The organism is Pseudomonas sp. PDM04 (assembly GCF_014851765.1).
Lineage (GTDB): Bacteria > Pseudomonadota > Gammaproteobacteria > Pseudomonadales > Pseudomonadaceae > Aquipseudomonas.
On sequence record NZ_JACVAI010000003.1, the window covers coordinates 835,244 to 852,002 of the forward strand.

At 64.8% G+C, this 16,759-nt stretch carries 5 protein-coding genes; 4 read left to right on the plus strand and 1 reads right to left on the minus strand.

Annotated elements, in window-relative coordinates:
* Positions 1-2 precede the first annotated feature (2 nt).
* The 3 genes from IB249_RS15870 (at position 3) to IB249_RS15880 (ending at position 2,607) form a co-directional block, all read left to right on the plus strand.
* Complete coding sequence (locus IB249_RS15870) at positions 3-629, plus strand: TetR/AcrR family transcriptional regulator (protein WP_192306293.1); 627 nt, start codon at positions 3-5, stop codon at positions 627-629.
* Positions 630-694: 65 nt separating this feature from the next.
* Positions 695-1,513: a substrate-binding periplasmic protein gene (locus IB249_RS15875; RefSeq protein WP_192306295.1), complete on the plus strand. Its 819-nt coding sequence runs from the start codon at positions 695-697 to the stop codon at positions 1,511-1,513.
* Positions 1,514-1,602: 89 nt separating this feature from the next.
* Positions 1,603-2,607 (plus strand): GNAT family N-acetyltransferase, encoded by a 1,005-nt coding sequence (locus IB249_RS15880; RefSeq protein WP_192306297.1) that lies wholly within the window; start codon positions 1,603-1,605, stop codon positions 2,605-2,607.
* Positions 2,608-2,733: 126 nt separating this feature from the next.
* Here the strand turns inward: IB249_RS15880 and IB249_RS15885 are convergent, their stop codons facing one another.
* Positions 2,734-3,276, minus strand: coding sequence for an RNA polymerase factor sigma-70 (locus IB249_RS15885; RefSeq protein ID WP_192306299.1), 543 nt, complete (start codon positions 3,274-3,276; stop codon positions 2,734-2,736).
* 410 nt (positions 3,277-3,686) lie between these two features.
* Here IB249_RS15885 and IB249_RS15890 point away from each other — a divergent pair, with 410 nt between their 5' ends.
* Positions 3,687-16,685: a non-ribosomal peptide synthetase gene (locus tag IB249_RS15890; RefSeq protein ID WP_192306301.1), complete on the plus strand. Its 12,999-nt coding sequence runs from the start codon at positions 3,687-3,689 to the stop codon at positions 16,683-16,685.
* Positions 16,686-16,759: the final 74 nt, after the last annotated feature.

Sequence of the window (16,759 nt, forward strand, 5' to 3'; positions counted from 1 at the left end):
GGGTGGATGAGCAAAAAGCCCTGAAGGTCATGCGCGAACTGGTCGACAGCAACCAGTTGACCGACCCGGACAGCGCCCGTGGCAAACTGCTGCAAGTGGCGGCCCACCTGTTTCGCAACAAAGGCTTCGAACGCACGACCGTGCGTGATCTGGCCGGCGCCGTGGGCATTCAGTCGGGAAGCATCTTTCACCACTTCAAGAGCAAGGACGAAATCCTGCGGGCGGTGATGGAAGAAACCATTCGCTACAACACGGCCTTGATGCGCGCGGCCATTGCCGAGGCAGGCAGTGTGCGCGAACGGGTGCTGGCGCTGATCCGCTGTGAGTTGCAGTCGATCATGGGCGGCAGCGGTGAAGCCATGGCGGTGCTGGTGTATGAATGGCGCTCGTTGTCCGAGGACGGTCAGGCCCAGGTGCTGGCGCTGCGCGATATCTACGAGGAGCTGTGGCTGCAGGTGCTGGGGGAGGCCAAGGCCGCCGGTTTCATTCGTGGCGACGTGTTCATCACGCGACGCTTCCTGACCGGTGCATTGTCCTGGACCACCACCTGGTTTCGTCCCGGCGGCAGCCTGAGCCTCGATCAGTTGGCCGATGAGGCATTGATTCTGGTGCTGGAAGAGAAACAATAGTTTGCACAGGACTGCTGGAACTGGCTAAGTGGGCGAAAGCCCCTGGCTTGAATGGATTGATGGGTATGACTGGGGAGTGGGACGTTTTGAGGTCTTCGCCAATTCGGACGGCTTCGCAGCTTTTGCTGGCAGCGCTTGCGACAGGCTGGGTATTGTCGTCTCCGGCCGCACAACTGGTACGTGTCGGTGCCGCGCATTTCCCGCCCTATACCGTGCGCCCGGAATCCGGCGCCGACACGGGCCTGCTGCCGCAGTTGGTGGAGGCGCTCAATGCCTCGCAAACTGACTACCAGTTTGTCCTGGTGCCCACGTCCATTCCGCGACGCTTTGGCGACTTCAAGCAAGGCCGGGTGGACATGGCGATCTTCGAGAACCCGCAGTGGGGCTGGAAGGACATCCCGCACGTCAGCGTCGACATGGGGCTGGAGGACGCCGAGATCTTTGTCGCGCAGCGCCTGCCCAATCGCCAGCAGGACTATTTCGCCGAACTGGCCGGCAAGCGTCTGGCGCTGTTCAGCGGCTATCACTACGAGTTTTCCAATTTCAATGCCGACCCCAAATACCTCGCGCAGAACTACAACGCCACGCTGACTTATTCCCACGACAGCAACCTGCTGATGGTGCTGCGCGGGCGGGCCGACATTGCCCTGGTGACACGCTCCTACCTGAGCGATTACCTGTTGCGCAACGAGAAGGTCGGCGACCAGTTGCTGGTGTCCGAGCGCATCGACCAGATCTATCACCACTACGCCATTCTGCGCCCGGCCGCACCGATCAGCGGCGAGGCCTTCGCGCGGTTGCTGCAAGGGTTGCGCGACAACGGCCAGATGATGAAGATTTTCGATCCGTACAAGATCGCGGTAGTGCCGGTGCCGGGCAACTGAATTCGCACGGCTGATCGCCGCCGCTTAAATTTTTCCCTCTGGCTGACGTCACCTCGTTGAACTGTCGACGAATAACGTGAGCCCGACCCATGCCCGATCTGAATGACCTGAGTGCCCTGGCGCTGCCGACGGGCCAGCGCCTTGTCGCTGAAGAAAGCGAAACCCGCCTGAACCTGAGCCTGGACACGCAGCCGCTGATGACCCTGCGCCTGAGCCATGAGCCCGGGTTGACGCTGCGCGTCGAAGGGCGCTGCGACGCCCAGTCCTTGTGGGCCGCCAGTTACTGGCTGTTTGCCCGCGATGCGTCTTGTCAGCAACTGACCTGGCACCTCGATGAAGCACCTGCCCAAGCCTTGCTCAGCGGCTTGCTGGTGCCGACCGACCACGCCGGCCAGTACCACGGTCAGCGCACGCTGTTCTGGCAGTTGCCGCAGCCGTGGCTGGGCAATGCGCTGACCGCCTGCTACCCGCAGCACTGGGTGATCAGCGGCGGCAAGCGTCATCCGTTGCGCCCGATGAAACCGCGAGGCGAAGTCTATCGGCGCTTCGACGCCCGGCTGGGAGCGTGGATTTCCCTGCGAACCCTGGACATCGAGCTGGACCTTGCACGGTTCAACCGCTGGCAGAACAGCGCGCGGGTGGCGAACTTCTGGCAGGAGGAAGGCAGCCTCGAACAGCATCGCGAGTACCTGGACAAACTCGCGGCCGATCCGCACACCGTGACACTGATCGGCTGTTTCGACGATCAGCCGTTTGCCTATTTCGAAGCCTACTGGGCCAAGGAAGACCGCATCGCGCCGTTCTACGAGGCGGGCGATTACGACCGTGGCATTCACATGCTGGTCGGTGAAGAGCATCATCGCGGCCCGCACAAGGTGGCGAGTTGGCTATCGGCGCTGACCCATTACCTGTTTCTCGACGATCCGCGCACCCAGCGGGTGGTTGCCGAGCCGCGGGCCGATAACGCGAAGATGATCGGCTACCTGCAGGGCCAGCGGTTTCATTGCGAGAAGGAGTTCGACTTTCCGCACAAGCGCGCGGCGTTGATGGTGCTGGGGCGGGAGCGGTTTTTCGAGCGGTGTGGGTTGGCTTGAGGAGAAGGCTTCAAGGCCGGCGGCGATTTTCAGTCAGTCATCGCGAGCAGGCTCGCTCCCACAGGTCGATCGGATGACCCTGTGGGAGCGAGCCTGCTCGCGATGGAGGCGACGCGGTTTCGATACCTACCGCCGAACAGCCGCCCGGCTGCCCGACACCTTGCGGCAATGCACCAGCGCATCGCGAATCATGAAATTCACCAGGGTCGGCGAAACGCCGAGTTCCTTGGCGATGTCCTTTTGCGGCACCCCGTGCAGGCGGTACATCTCGAAGGCGTAGCGGGTGCGGGTCGGCAGTTCCGTCAGCGCGTCGGCGATGTTTTCCAGGGTCGAGAAATTGATGTGCGAGGTTTCGGGTGATGCGCCTTGAATCACCACATTCAATCCCTCCTCTTCCGGCCCGGAATACTTCTGCTCCAGCGCCTGCTTGCGGTAGTGATCGATGGCCAGGTTGCGCACGATCTGAAACAGGTAGCTGAGCTGGGCCTTGATCGAGGAGGTGATCGGCGGTGCCGATTGCAGGCGGAAGAACGCGTCTTGAACCACATCTTCGGCACGCGACCGGCAACCGGTGATGCGCGCGGCAATTTTGACCAGTATCAGTCGATTGTCGACGAATGCCTGAAGTAGCGGTGAATCGCACGTGCTTGTCGATACTTGTTCCGTCATGGAAATCACCTTGCTGCGAATGGGGTCATGGGACGGCAGGTGGGATCGAGGGGCCGTCCGACATATCGAGCGACAAATTATTCTTAATGATAATGATTGTCAAATGAGAAAGAGAAACAATGCATATCAAAGGTGCAGAGTGAGAATTGCGACACATTGACGCGCCCGCTTGTAGTGCGCGCCTGCGGCTTTTTTCGCCGCTCCCACCCCATTGACGATCCAGCCTGCCGACTAATTATTTCAGGACGTCATCCGTTCTCATTGGTGAATGGCTGCGGGCGCGAGCCCCGGTCAAAACAGCATTGCCAATGCCTTGCGTGGTCGGCGAAGACCACGTCCCGCATGCCCCTGAAGGGCGTGACATCCGCTCATCGATACCACTTGCAAGCCGAATTCAGGCAGGAAACCTCATGACCGACGCGTTCGAAATCCCTAGCACACTGGTCCAAGCCCTTCAGCGCCGCGCGGCCCTGACGCCGGATCGGGTGGCCTTGCGTTTTCTCGCCGAAACCCCGGATCAGGCAGTGGTGCTCAGCTATCGCGAACTGGACCGGCGGGCCCGCACGATTGCCGGGGCGTTGCAGGCCGAGGCGGAGTTCGGTGATCGTGCGGTGCTGTTGTTCCCCAGTGGTCCGGACTACGTCGCGGCCTTCTTCGGCTGCCTGTATGCCGGCGTAATCGCGGTGCCGGCCTATCCGCCGGAATCGGCCAGGCGTCATCACCAGGAACGCCTGCTGTCGATCATCGGCGATGCCGGGCCGCGCCTGTTGCTGACCAGTGCCGGGCTGCGCGATGCCTTGCAACAGATAGACGGCGCGCCGCCGCTGTTGTGCGTCGACACCCTCGACAGCGTCCTGGCCGAACGCTGGGTCGAGCCGCACCTGCCGCACGACCACATCGCTTTCCTGCAATACACCTCCGGTTCGACGGCACTGCCCAAGGGCGTGCAAGTCAGCCACGGCAACCTGGTGGCCAACGAATTGCTGATCCGCCATGGCTTCGGCATCGATGTGAACCCTGACGATGTGATCGTCAGCTGGCTGCCGCTGTACCACGACATGGGCCTGATCGGCGGCCTGCTGCAGCCGATCTTCAGCGGCGTGCCCTGCGTATTGATGTCGCCGGCGTACTTCCTCGGCCGGCCGTTGCGCTGGCTGGAAGCAATCAGCGAATACGGCGGCACCATCAGCGGCGGGCCGGACTTCGCCTATCGCCTGTGCAGCGAGAGGGTCAGCGAGTCGGCACTGGAGCGCCTCGACCTCAGCGGCTGGCGTGTCGCGTATTCCGGGTCCGAACCGATTCGCCTCGACACCCTGGAGCGTTTCGCCGAGAAGTTCGCCAGTTGTGGTTTTACCTCGGACAGCTTCATGGCGTCCTATGGCCTGGCGGAAGCCACGTTGTTCGTTGCCGGCACACCGCGCGGCCATGGCATCGGCCATCTGCGGGTGGATGAACAGGCACTGGCGCAACACCGTGTCGAGCCGGGCGAGGGCAGCGCGATCATGAGCTGCGGCATCGGGCAGCCGGGCCACGCGGTGCTGATTGTCGATCCCGTGACGCTCGACGAACGGGCCGGACAGGCGGTCGGCGAAGTCTGGGCCAGCGGGCCAAGCATCGCCCAGGGCTACTGGCGCAACCCCGAGGCCAGCGCCGGGACCTTTGTCCAGCACCAGGGCAAGACCTGGCTGCGCACCGGTGACCTGGGGTTCATGCACGAGGGTGAGCTGTTCATTACCGGTCGCCTGAAAGACATGCTGATCGTACGCGGCCACAACCTGTACCCGCAGGACATCGAACAGACGGTCGAGCGGGAAGTGGAAGTGGTGCGAAAAGGTCGGGTCGCGGCGTTCGCCGTGACGGTCGACGGCCAGGAGAGCATAGGCATCGCGGCGGAAATCAGCCGCAGCGTGCAGAAGATCCTGCCGCCCGAGGCGCTGATCAAGGCCATCCGACAGGCCGTGGCCGAGGCCTGTCAGGAAGCCCCGGGCGTGGTGGTGCTGCTCAATCCGGGGGCCTTGCCGAAAACCTCCAGCGGCAAGTTGCAGCGCTCGGCCTGCCGCAGTCGCCTGGACGATGGCAGTCTCGACAGCTATGCGCTGTTCCCGTCGGCGACCCCTGCCGAGCACACACCACCGCAGACCGGTCCTGGACTGCAAAGTCTGATCGGCCAGATCTGGTCCGAACAACTGCACGTGCCGCAGGTCGGCGCCGATGACCACTTCTTCCTGCTCGGCGGCAACTCGATCGCCGCGACCCAGGTGGTGGCGCGGTTGCGCGAAGCGCTGGGTCTGGAGCTGAACCTGCGCCTGCTGTTCGAAGCGCCGACCCTGGGCGCATTCACCGCTGCCGTCATGCAGCAACAACTGGACGGTGGGCTGGCCCAGGGGGCGATCAGCCCGCTGTCGCGCAGCGAAGCGCTGCCGCAATCGCTGGCGCAAAACCGCCTGTGGATCACCTGGCAACTGGACCCGCAGAGCAGCGCCTACAACATCCCCGGTGCCCTGCGCTTGCGCGGCGAACTGGATGAAGCGGCCTTGCTCGCCAGCTTCCAGCACCTGATCGAACGCCACGAATCCCTGCGCACGCGCTTCTTCGAGCGTGATGGCGTGGCGCTGCAGCAGGTCGATGCCGCGACCGCCTTCAATTTGCAGCGGATCGATATCAGCGACCTGCCCGTCGCCGAGCGTGAGGCTCGGGCGCAACAGATCCGTGACGACGAAGCCCGTACTCAGTTCGACCTGGAGAAAGGCCCGTTGCTGTGGGTGACCCTGGTGCGCCTCGATGATGACGAGCACCAGTTGCTGGTGACCCTGCATCACATCATCGCTGACGGCTGGTCGCTGACTGTGCTGATCGACGAATTTTCGCGGCTTTACGCCGCCGCCACCCAGGGGCAACCGGTGGCGCTTGCGCCCTTGACCACCCAGTACGCGGACTACGGCAGCTGGCAGCGCCAGTGGCTGGCGCAGGGGGAGGGCGAGCGGCAACTGGCCTACTGGAAGGCGCAGTTGGGCGATGAACATCCAACCCTGAGCCTGAGCACCGATCACCCGCGCTCGGCGCAACACCTGGGCAGCGCCGCCCGCCACACGGTACGGTTGGAGGCGAGCCTCAGCGAGGCCATTCGCCGGACCGCCCTGGCCTATGAATCCACCCCGTTCATGTTCTTGCTCGCGGCGTTCCAGAGCCTGCTGCACCGCTACAGCGGCCAGCGCGATATCCGCATTGGCGTGCCCAATGCCAACCGCCCGCGCCTGGAAACCCAGGGGCTGATCGGTTTCTTCATCAACACCCAGGTGTTGCGTGCCGAAGTGGATTCGCGCCTGCCGTTCCTTGAACTGCTGGCGCAAACCCGCGCCGCGACCCTGGGCGCCCAGGCCCATCAGGACCTGCCGTTCGAACAACTGCTCGAAGCGTTCCCCCAGGCCCGCGAGCAGGGCCTGTTCCAGGTGATGTTCAATCACCAGCAACGGGACCTCGGGGCCCTGCGGCGCCTGCCGGGCCTGCTTGCCGAAGAACTGCCGTGGCACAGCCGCGAAGCCAAGTTCGATCTGCAACTGCACAGCGAGGAGGATCGTCACGGGCGCTTGAGCCTGTCCTTCGACTACGCCAGCGAACTGTTCGACGCTGCGACCATCGAGCGCCTGGCCGGGCACTTCGGCCACCTGCTGCGCGCGGTCTGTGCACAACCGTCAACCGCCGTCGGTGACCTGCCGTTGATGAAGCCGGACGAGCTCGAGCAACAAGCGCACTGGAGCGTTGCGCCGTGCAACCCAGCCAGCCGATGGCTGCCGGAACTGCTCTGCGAACAGGCGCGCCGGACCCCGCAACAGACGGCGTTGATCTGGGAGGGTGGCCAGCTGGATTTCGCCGGGCTGCACGCCCAGGCCAACCGGCTGGCGCATTACCTGCGCGACAAAGGCGTGGGGCCGGACGTGTGCGTGGCCATCGCCGCCGAACGCTCGCCGCAACTGTTGATCGGCTTGCTGGCAATCATCAAGGCCGGTGGGGCCTACGTGCCGCTGGACCCGGATTACCCTGTCGAACGTCTCGCCTACATGCTGCGCGACAGCGGCGTGGAGCTGCTGCTGACGCAAACCCCGTTGCTCGACCGCCTGCCGGCTGCCGACGGTGTCTGCGTGATCGCCATGGACGCGCTGCACCTGGAGAACTGGCCGAGCCAGGCGCCGGGCTTGCATGTGCACGGCGACAACCTGGCGTATGTGATTTACACCTCCGGCTCCACCGGGCAACCCAAAGGCGTCGGCAACACCCACGCCGCCCTGGCCGAACGCCTGCAATGGATGCAGGACAGCTATCGCCTGGACGACAGCGACGTGTTGATGCAGAAGGCCCCGATCAGTTTCGACGTGTCGGTCTGGGAATGCTTCTGGCCGCTGATCACCGGCGCGCGCTTGCTGATCGCCGGCCCCGGCGAGCATCGCGATCCGCACCGCATTGCCCAATTGGTGCAGCAGTTCGGTGTGACCACGCTGCACTTCGTGCCGCCGCTGCTGGCGTTGTTCATCGATGAACCGCTCAGCGCCGAGTGCACCAGTCTGCGCCGAGTATTCTCCGGCGGCGAAGCCTTGCCGGCCGAGTTGCGCAGCCGAGTGCTGGAACACCTGCCGGCGGTGCAACTGCACAACCGCTATGGCCCGACCGAAACCGCGATCAACGTCACCCACTGGCATTGCACGAACTTCGATGGCGAGCGCTCACCGATTGGCCGGCCATTGGGCAACGTGATCTGCCGGATCCTCGACGCCGACCTCAACCCGCTGCCGGTCGGGGTGCCGGGTGAGTTGTGCATCAGCGGCATCGGGCTGGCGCGCGGCTACCTCGGGCGCCCTGGCCTGACCGCCGAACGTTTTGTGGTCGACCCGGTGGGCGGGGCGGGCGCGCGCCTGTACCGCACCGGCGACCGGGCCCGCTGGACGGCCGATGGGGTGATCGAATACCTCGGCCGCCTCGACCAGCAGGTCAAGTTGCGTGGTTTCCGGGTCGAGCCGGAAGAAATCCAGGCTCGCCTGCTCACCCAGCAGGGCGTCGCCCAAGCCGTGGTGCTGGTGCGCGAGACCGCCGCCGGTGCTCAGTTGATCGGCTACTACACTGCAGCGCTCACCGATGAAACCGAAGCGGCGCAAAGCGCCCGCCTGAAAACCGCGCTGGCCGCCGAGTTGCCGGACTACATGGTGCCGGCGCAGCTCCTGCGTCTGCACGAAATGCCCCTGAGCCCCAGCGGCAAACTCGACCGCCGCGCCTTGCCCGAACCGAGCTGGCAGGGGGCCGAACATGTCGAGCCGGTCACGGCGCTGGAGCAGCAGGTCGCCGCGATCTGGCGCGAAGTCCTGGGGTTGGCGCAGGTCGGCCTGCGCGACGACTTCTTTGCCCTCGGCGGCCACTCGCTGCTGGCCACGCAAATCATCTCGCGCACCCGTCAGGCCTGCGACGTCGAATTACCGTTGCGCGCGTTGTTCGAACACAGCGAACTGGGTGCATTCGCCGAGCAGGTCCGGTTGATCCAGGCCAGCGGCCGCACCAACCAGCAACCGCCGATCGAGAAAGTCGACCGCAGCCAACCGGTGCCGCTGTCCTACTCCCAGCAGCGCATGTGGTTCCTCTGGCAGATGGAGCCGGACAGCCCGGCCTACAACGTTGGCGGCATGGCTCGCTTGCGCGGGGTACTGGATGTCGGGCGTTTCGAGACGGCGTTGCAGGCGCTGATCCTGCGTCACGAAACCCTGCGCACCACGTTCCCGAGCGTCGATGGCGTGGCGCAGCAGCGGGTCCACCCGCAAACCGGCGTGCGCATGGACTGGCAGGATTTCTCGGCGCTGGACGTCGACCTGCGTGAGCAACGGGTGCAGGCACTGGCGGACAGCGAAGCACACCGGCCTTTCAACCTGGAAACCGGACCGCTGCTGCGTGCCTGTCTGGCCAAGACCGCCGAGCAGGAACACTACCTGGTGCTGACCTTGCACCACATCGTGACCGAAGGCTGGGCGATGGATATTTTCGCCCGCGAACTCAGCGCGCTCTACGAAGCCTTTGTCGATGACCGCGAGTCGCCGCTGGCGCCGTTGCCGGTGCAATACCTGGATTACAGCGTCTGGCAGCGCCAGTGGCTGGAGTCCGGCGAGCGCCAGCGCCAGCTCGATTACTGGACCGCGCAACTGGGCCGTGAACATCCGTTGCTGGAACTGCCGGCCGACCGTCCGCGCCCACCGGTGCAAAGCCATCGGGGCGAGCTGTTCCGTTTCGACCTGAGCGACGACCTCGCGGCGCGGGTTCGGGCCTTCAATGCCCGCAACGGCCTGACCCTGTTCATGACCATGACCGCCACCCTGGCGCTGCTGCTTTACCGCTACAGCGGCCAGACCGACCTGCGCATCGGCGCGCCGGTGGCCAACCGCATCCGCCCGGAAAGCGAAGGGCTGATCGGGGCGTTCCTCAATACCCAGGTCCTGCGTTGCCGGCTCGACGGGCAGATGTCGGTCGGCGAATTGCTGGAGCAGGTACGCCAAACCGTCATTGAAGGCCAGTCCCATCAGGACCTGCCGTTCGATCATCTGGTGGAGGCGCTGCAGCCGCCGCGCAGTGCCGCGTATAACCCGCTGTTCCAGGTGATGTGCAACGTGCAGCGCTGGGAGTTCCAGCAAAGCCGCCGGCTCGACGGCATGACGGTCGAGTACCTGGCCAACGATGCGCGGGCGACCAAGTTCGACCTCAACCTGGAGGTCACCGACCTCGATCATCGCCTGGGTTGCTGCCTGACCTACAGCACCGACCTGTTCGACGAGCCGCGCATCGCACGCATGGCCGGGCATTGGTGCAACCTGCTGCAAGCGCTGGTTGCCGATCCGCAGCAGCGGCTGAGCGAGGTGCCCTTGCTGCCCGTCGCCGAGCAACGGCAGTTGTTCGAGAGCCTGGGTGTCGGGCCCGGCGAACATCGCCTCGACCAATGCCTGCATCAGCTGTTCGCCGAGCAGGCACGGCTGCGCAAGGATGCACCGGCGCTGACGTTCGCCGGGCAGACCCTGAGCTACGCCGAACTCGACAGCCGTGCCAATCGCCTGGCCTGGATGCTGCGTGAACGCGGCGTCGGCCCGCAGGTGCGCGTCGGCCTGGCGCTTGAGCGTTCGCTGGAAATGGTCATTGGTTTGCTGGCGATCCTCAAGGCTGGTGGTGCCTACGTGCCACTGGACCCGGAATACCCGCTCGACCGCCTGCATTACATGATCGAAGACAGCGGCGTCGGCTTGCTGCTCAGTGATGCGGCGATGTTTGCCGCGTTGGGCGAGCTGCCGTCGACCATCGCCCGCTGGTGCCTGGAAGAAGACGCGGCGCAACTGGCCGATTACCCGGCCACCGAACTGCCTTTCATCAGCCTGCCGCAACATCAGGCGTACCTGATCTACACCTCCGGCTCCACCGGCAAACCCAAGGGCGTGGTGGTGTCCCACGGTGAAATCGCCATGCATTGCCAGGCCGTCATCGAGCGCTTCGGCATGCGCCCGGACGATTGCGAGCTGCACTTCTATTCGATCAATTTCGATGCGGCGACCGAGCGCCTGCTGGTGCCCCTGTTGAGCGGCGCGCAAGTCGTCCTGCGAGCGCAGGGCCAGTGGGACGCCGAGGAAATCTGCGGGCTGATCCGCCGCCATCACATCAACATCCTGGGTTTCACCCCCAGCTATGGCAGCCAGCTCGCGCAGTGGCTGGCGACGCAAGGCCAAACCCTGCCGGTGCGCATGTGCATTACCGGCGGTGAAGCCTTGACCGGCGAACACCTGCAGCGAATTCGCGCGGCGTTCACCCCGAGCCTGTTCTTCAACGCCTACGGCCCGACCGAAACCGTGGTCATGCCGCTGGCCAGCCTGGCGCCGCCGGTGCTGGAAGAAGGGCTGGGCAGCGTGCCGATCGGCAGCGTGATCGGCGCCCGCGTGGCGTACATTCTCGATGCCGACCTGGCGCTGGTGCCGCCAGGCGCGACCGGCGAGCTGTATGTCGGCGGGGCCGGCCTGGCCCAGGGTTATCACCAACGTGCGGATATCACGGCGGAGCGCTTCGTCGCCGACCCGTTCGCCAATGGCGGCGAGCGCATGTACCGCACCGGCGACCTGGTGCGTCAGCGCGCCGACGGTCTGGTGGAATACCTCGGGCGCATCGACCATCAAGTGAAGATTCGCGGCTTCCGTATCGAGTTGGGCGAGATCGAAACCCGTCTGCTGGAGCATGCCGCAGTCCGTGAGGCGGTGGTGCTGGCGCTCGACGCGCCAAGCGGCAAACAACTGGTCGGCTACCTGGTCGCCGACGTCGCCGAAGGGGACGACGGGCAACAGGCCGAGCTGCGCGAAGCGCTCAAGGCTCACCTGAAATCCCAACTGCCGGAATACATGGTGCCCACGCACCTGATCCTGCTGGCGAGCATGCCGTTGACCGCCAACGGCAAGCTCGACCGCCGTGCGTTGCCGGCACCGGACCCGGAGCTCAATCGTCAATGCTACGTGGCGCCGAGCAACCTGCTGGAACAGACGCTGGCGCAGATCTGGTGCGACGTGCTGAACGTCGCGCAGGTCGGTCTCAACGACAACTTCTTCGAACTGGGCGGTGACTCGATCCTGTCGATCCAGGTGGTCAGTCGTGCGCGGCAACAGGGCATTCACTTCAGCCCGCGCGACCTGTTCCAGCACCAGACTGTGCAAACCCTGGCCGCCGTCGCCAGTCGTGCCGAGCAGGTCATCGCCGAGCAGGGCCTGCTCAGCGGCGAATCGCGCCTGACGCCGATCCAGCACTGGTTCTTCGACACCGCTATTGCCCAGCGCCAGCACTGGAACCAGGCAGTGCTGCTGGAACCGAACGGGGTGCTCGAGCCCCATCGCCTGGAGCAGGCGCTGCTGGCGGTGATCGAACAGCATGATGCCTTGCGCCTGCGCTTCAGCCAGGCTTCGGGCGCCTGGACGGCGGTGCACCAGGACGTGTCCGATCTGCCGGTGCTGTGGCAGGTGCGGGTGACGTCCATGGACAAATGCGCAGCGCTGTTCGCGGACGCGCAACGCAGCCTCGACCTCGAACAGGGGCCGCTGATGCGGGTGCTGCTGATCGATGGCCCTGAAGGGCAGCAACGGTTGTTCCTGGCGATCCACCATCTGGTGGTGGATGGCGTGTCATGGCGTGTGTTGCTGGACGACCTGCAGACGGTGTATCGGCACCTGGAGGCCGGGCAATCGGTGAAACTGCCGGCGAAAACCAGCGCCTTCAAGGACTGGACCGCACGCCTGCAGGCCTATGCCAGCAGCGAATCCCTGCGCGAGGAGCTGGGCTGGTGGCAAGCGCAACTGGCCGGGCCGAGTGCCGATCTGCCGTGCGATCGCCCCGACGGCGGGCGGCAGAATCGCCATGCCGAAACGGTCAGCGTGCGCCTCGATGCCGACTGCACCCGGCAATTGTTGCAGCAGGCGCCCAGCGCCTATCGCACCCAGGTCAACGACCTGTTGCTGACCGCCCTGGCCCGCGTGCTGTGCCGCTGGAGCGGCCACGACTCGGCGTTGATTCAACTGGAGGGCCACGGGCGTGAGACGCTGTTCGATGACATCGACCTGACCCGTACGGTCGGCTGGTTCACCAGCGCTTACCCGCTGCGCCTGACCCCGGTGAGCATCGAGGAAGCCGCCGGGCAGGGCGCCTCGATCAAGGCGATCAAGGAGCAACTGCGCGGTGTGCCCCACAAGGGGCTGGGTTATGGCGTGTTGCGTTACCTGGCGGATCAGCCGTGCCGCGAGGCCATGGCCGCGCTGCCGATGGCGCCGATCACCTTCAACTACCTGGGCCAGTTCGACCAGAGCTTCGGCGCGCAGGCGCTGTTCCGTCCGCTGGACGAGCCAGTCGGCGCCGCTCACGACCCGCACGCGCCGCTGCCCAACGAACTGAGCGTCGACGGTCAGGTCTATGGCGGCGAACTGGTGCTGCGCTGGACCTTCAGCGCCGAACGCCATGATGCGCAGACCATCAGCGAGCTGGCGGATGCCTATCTGGGCGAGTTGCAGAGCCTGATCGACCATTGCCTGCGCGACGACACCGGAGGCCTGACCCCGTCGGACTTCCCACTGGCGAGGTTGACCCAGGCGCAACTCGATGCCTTGCCGATTGCCGCAGCGGCCATCGAAGACGTCTACCCGCTGACACCGATGCAGGAGGGCATGCTGCTGCACACCCTGCTCGAGCCGGGCACCGGTCTCTACTACATGCAGGACCGCTATCGCATCAACAGCGAACTCGACCCGCAGCGTTTCGCCCAGGCCTGGCAAGCGGTGATCGCCCGTCACGAAGCCTTGCGTGCGTCGTTCTGCTGGAACGTTGGCGAAGACATGCTGCAAGTCATCCACAAGCCGGGCAGCACGCCAATCGAGTACCTCGACTGGTGTGACATCGCTGACGACGAGCAGGAGCCGAAGCTGCAACGCCTGCTCAGGAGCGAACGCGAAGCCGGTTTCGACTTGCTCAACCAGGCGCCATTCCACCTGCGCCTGATTCGCGTCGGCGCAGCGCGCTACTGGTTCATGATGAGCAACCACCACATCCTCATCGATGCCTGGTGCCGCTCGCTGCTGATGAGCGATTTCTTCGAAATCTACAGGGCCCTGGGCGAAGGCCGCGAAGCGCAACTGACGGCGGCGCCGCGGTATCGCGACTACATCGGCTGGTTGCAACACCAGAGCCTGGCCGAGGCGCGGCAGTGGTGGAAAGCCAATCTGCAAGGCTTCGAACGGACCACGCCAATCCCCAGCGACCGCCCGTTCCTGCGCGAACACGCCGGCGACAGCGGCGGCATGATCGTCGGTGACCGCTACACAAGGCTCGACGCCCGCGACGGTGCGCGATTGCGTGAGCTGGCGCAGGCCCATCAGTTGACCATCAACACTTTCGCCCAGGCAGCCTGGGCCCTGGTGCTGCGGCGCCTGAGCGGTGATCGCGACGTGCTGTTCGGCGTGACGGTGGCCGGACGGCCGGTGGAGATGCCGGAGATGCAACGCACCGTCGGCCTGTTCATCAACAGCATCGCGCTGCGGGTGAAAATGCCCGGGGACGATCAGCGTTGCAGCGTGCGTCAGTGGCTGACGGCGCTGCTCGACAGCAACATGCAACTGCGTGAGTACGAATACCTGCCATTGGTGAGCATTCAGGAAAACAGCGAGTTGCCCAAGGGCCAGCCGCTGTTCGACAGCCTGTTCGTATTCGAGAACGCCCCGGTGGAGGTGTCGGTGCTGGATCGTGCGCAAAGCCTCAATGCGACGTCGGACTCCGGCCGCACCCACACCAACTTCCCGCTGACGGCCGTGTGTTATCCGGGCGATGACCTTGGCTTGCACCTGTCCTACGACCAGCGTTACTTCGACGAATCGACGGTCGAGCGCATGCTCGGCGAGTTCAAGCGTCTGTTGCTGGCGCTGGTGGAAGGTTTCCATGGCGACATGGCCGACTTGCCGCTGCTGGGCGCCGAGGAACGAGATTTCCTGGTCCACGGTTGCAACCAGAGCAGCCATGATTACCCGCTGGAGCAGAGCTACGTGGCGTTGTTTGAAGCGCAAGTGGCCGCACATCCGCAGCGCATCGCCGCCAGTTGCCTTGACCGCCAACTCGGTTACGCCGAGCTCAACGCGTGCAGCAACCGTCTCGGCCACGCGCTGATCGCAGCCGGGGTCGGGCTGGACCAGCCGGTGGCGTTGCTGGCCGAACGCGGCCTCGATCTGCTGGGGATGATCATCGGCAGCTTCAAGGCGGGCGCGGGTTACCTGCCGCTGGACCCGGGGCTGCCGAGCCAGCGCCTGAGCCGGATCATCGACCTGAGCCGCACGCCTTTGCTGGTCTGTACCCAGGCCTGTCGCGAGCAGGCGCTGGCGTTGCTCGAGGAGTCGGGCTGTGCCCATCGCCCACGGTTACTGGTGTGGGAGGAGGTACAGGCCAGCGATCGCTCGGTGGCCAACCCCGGGATCTACAGCGGCCCGGACAACCTGGCCTACGTGATCTACACCTCCGGTTCGACCGGTTTGCCCAAGGGCGTCATGGTCGAGCAGCGTGGCATGCTCAACAACCAGTTGAGCAAGGTGCCGTACCTGAATCTGAGCGAGGCTGACGTGATCGCGCAGACCGCCTCGCAAAGCTTCGACATTTCGGTCTGGCAGTTCCTCGCCGCGCCGTTGTTCGGTGCGCGGGTGGACATCGTGCCAAATACCCTTGCCCATGATCCACAGGGACTGCTGGCGCATGTGGCGACACAGGGCATTACCGTGCTGGAAAGCGTGCCGTCGCTGATCCAGGGCATGCTCGCCCAGGAGCGCATGAGCCTCGACGGCCTGCGCTGGATGTTGCCGACCGGTGAAGCGATGCCGCCGGAACTGGCCCATCAGTGGTTGCTGCGTTACCCGGACATCGGGCTGGTGAATGCCTATGGCCCGGCGGAGTGTTCGGATGACGTGGCGTTCTTCCGCGTCGACAGGGCCTCGACCCGTGGCAGTTACCTGCCGATTGGCACGCCCACCGACAACAACCGTCTGTACTTGCTGGACGGCGCACTGGAGCTGGTGCCGCTGGGTGCGGTGGGTGAGTTGTGCGTCGCCGGCACCGGCGTCGGGCGCGGTTATGTCAGCGATCCGCTGCGCACCGCGCAGGTGTTCGTGCCCGATCCGTTTGGCGAACCGGGCGCGCGCCTGTATCGCACCGGCGACCTGGCCCGGCGTCGCAGCGACGGCGTGCTGGAGTACGTCGGACGCATCGACCATCAGGTGAAAATTCGCGGCTACCGCATTGAGCTGGGTGAAATCGAGGCGCGCCTGCATGAACAACCGCAAGTGCGTGAAGCGGCGGTCGGCGTGCAGGAGGGTGCGAACGGCAAGCATCTGGTCGGTTACCTGGTGGCGGCGGACGCCACGCTGAATTCGACCGAGCGCCTTGAACGCATCAAGCAGCGCCTGCGCGCCGAGCTGCCGGAATACATGGTGCCGCTGCACTGGCTGTGGCTGGAGCGGATGCCGCTCAACGCCAACGGCAAACTGGACCGCAAGGCCTTGCCGGCGCTAGAGATCGGCCAGTTGCAGGGCCAGGATTACCTGGCCCCGCGCAATGAGCTGGAACAGACCCTGGCCGATATCTGGGCCGAAGTGCTGAAGGTCGATCAGGTGGGCGTTCGCGACAACTTCTTCGAACTGGGCGGGCATTCGTTGCTGGCCACGCAGATCGCTTCGCGGGTGCAAAAGACCCTGCAACGGGATGTGCCGTTGCGGGCCATGTTCGAGTGCAGCACGGTACAGGAACTGGCCGAGTACATCGAAGGGCTGGCGGCCAGTGAGATCACCGGGGACAAGGCGGACCGCCTGAATGACCTGATGGCCGAGTTGGAGGGGTTCTAGTTCTTCAGTGCCTGTACCGACCGCTCCGCGAGCAGGCTCGCTCCCACGATGGCTCTGTGTCCGCAGGCCTCTGT

Coding starts and splice junctions, on each gene's coding strand:
- IB249_RS15890 (WP_192306301.1), top strand. CDS start 3,687: ATGACCGACGCGTTCGAAATCCCTAGCACACTGGTCCAAGCCCTTCAG.
- IB249_RS15880 (WP_192306297.1), top strand. CDS start 1,603: ATGCCCGATCTGAATGACCTGAGTGCCCTGGCGCTGCCGACGGGCCAG.
- IB249_RS15875 (WP_192306295.1), top strand. CDS start 695: ATGACTGGGGAGTGGGACGTTTTGAGGTCTTCGCCAATTCGGACGGCT.
- IB249_RS15885 (WP_192306299.1), bottom strand. CDS start 3,276: ATGACGGAACAAGTATCGACAAGCACGTGCGATTCACCGCTACTTCAG.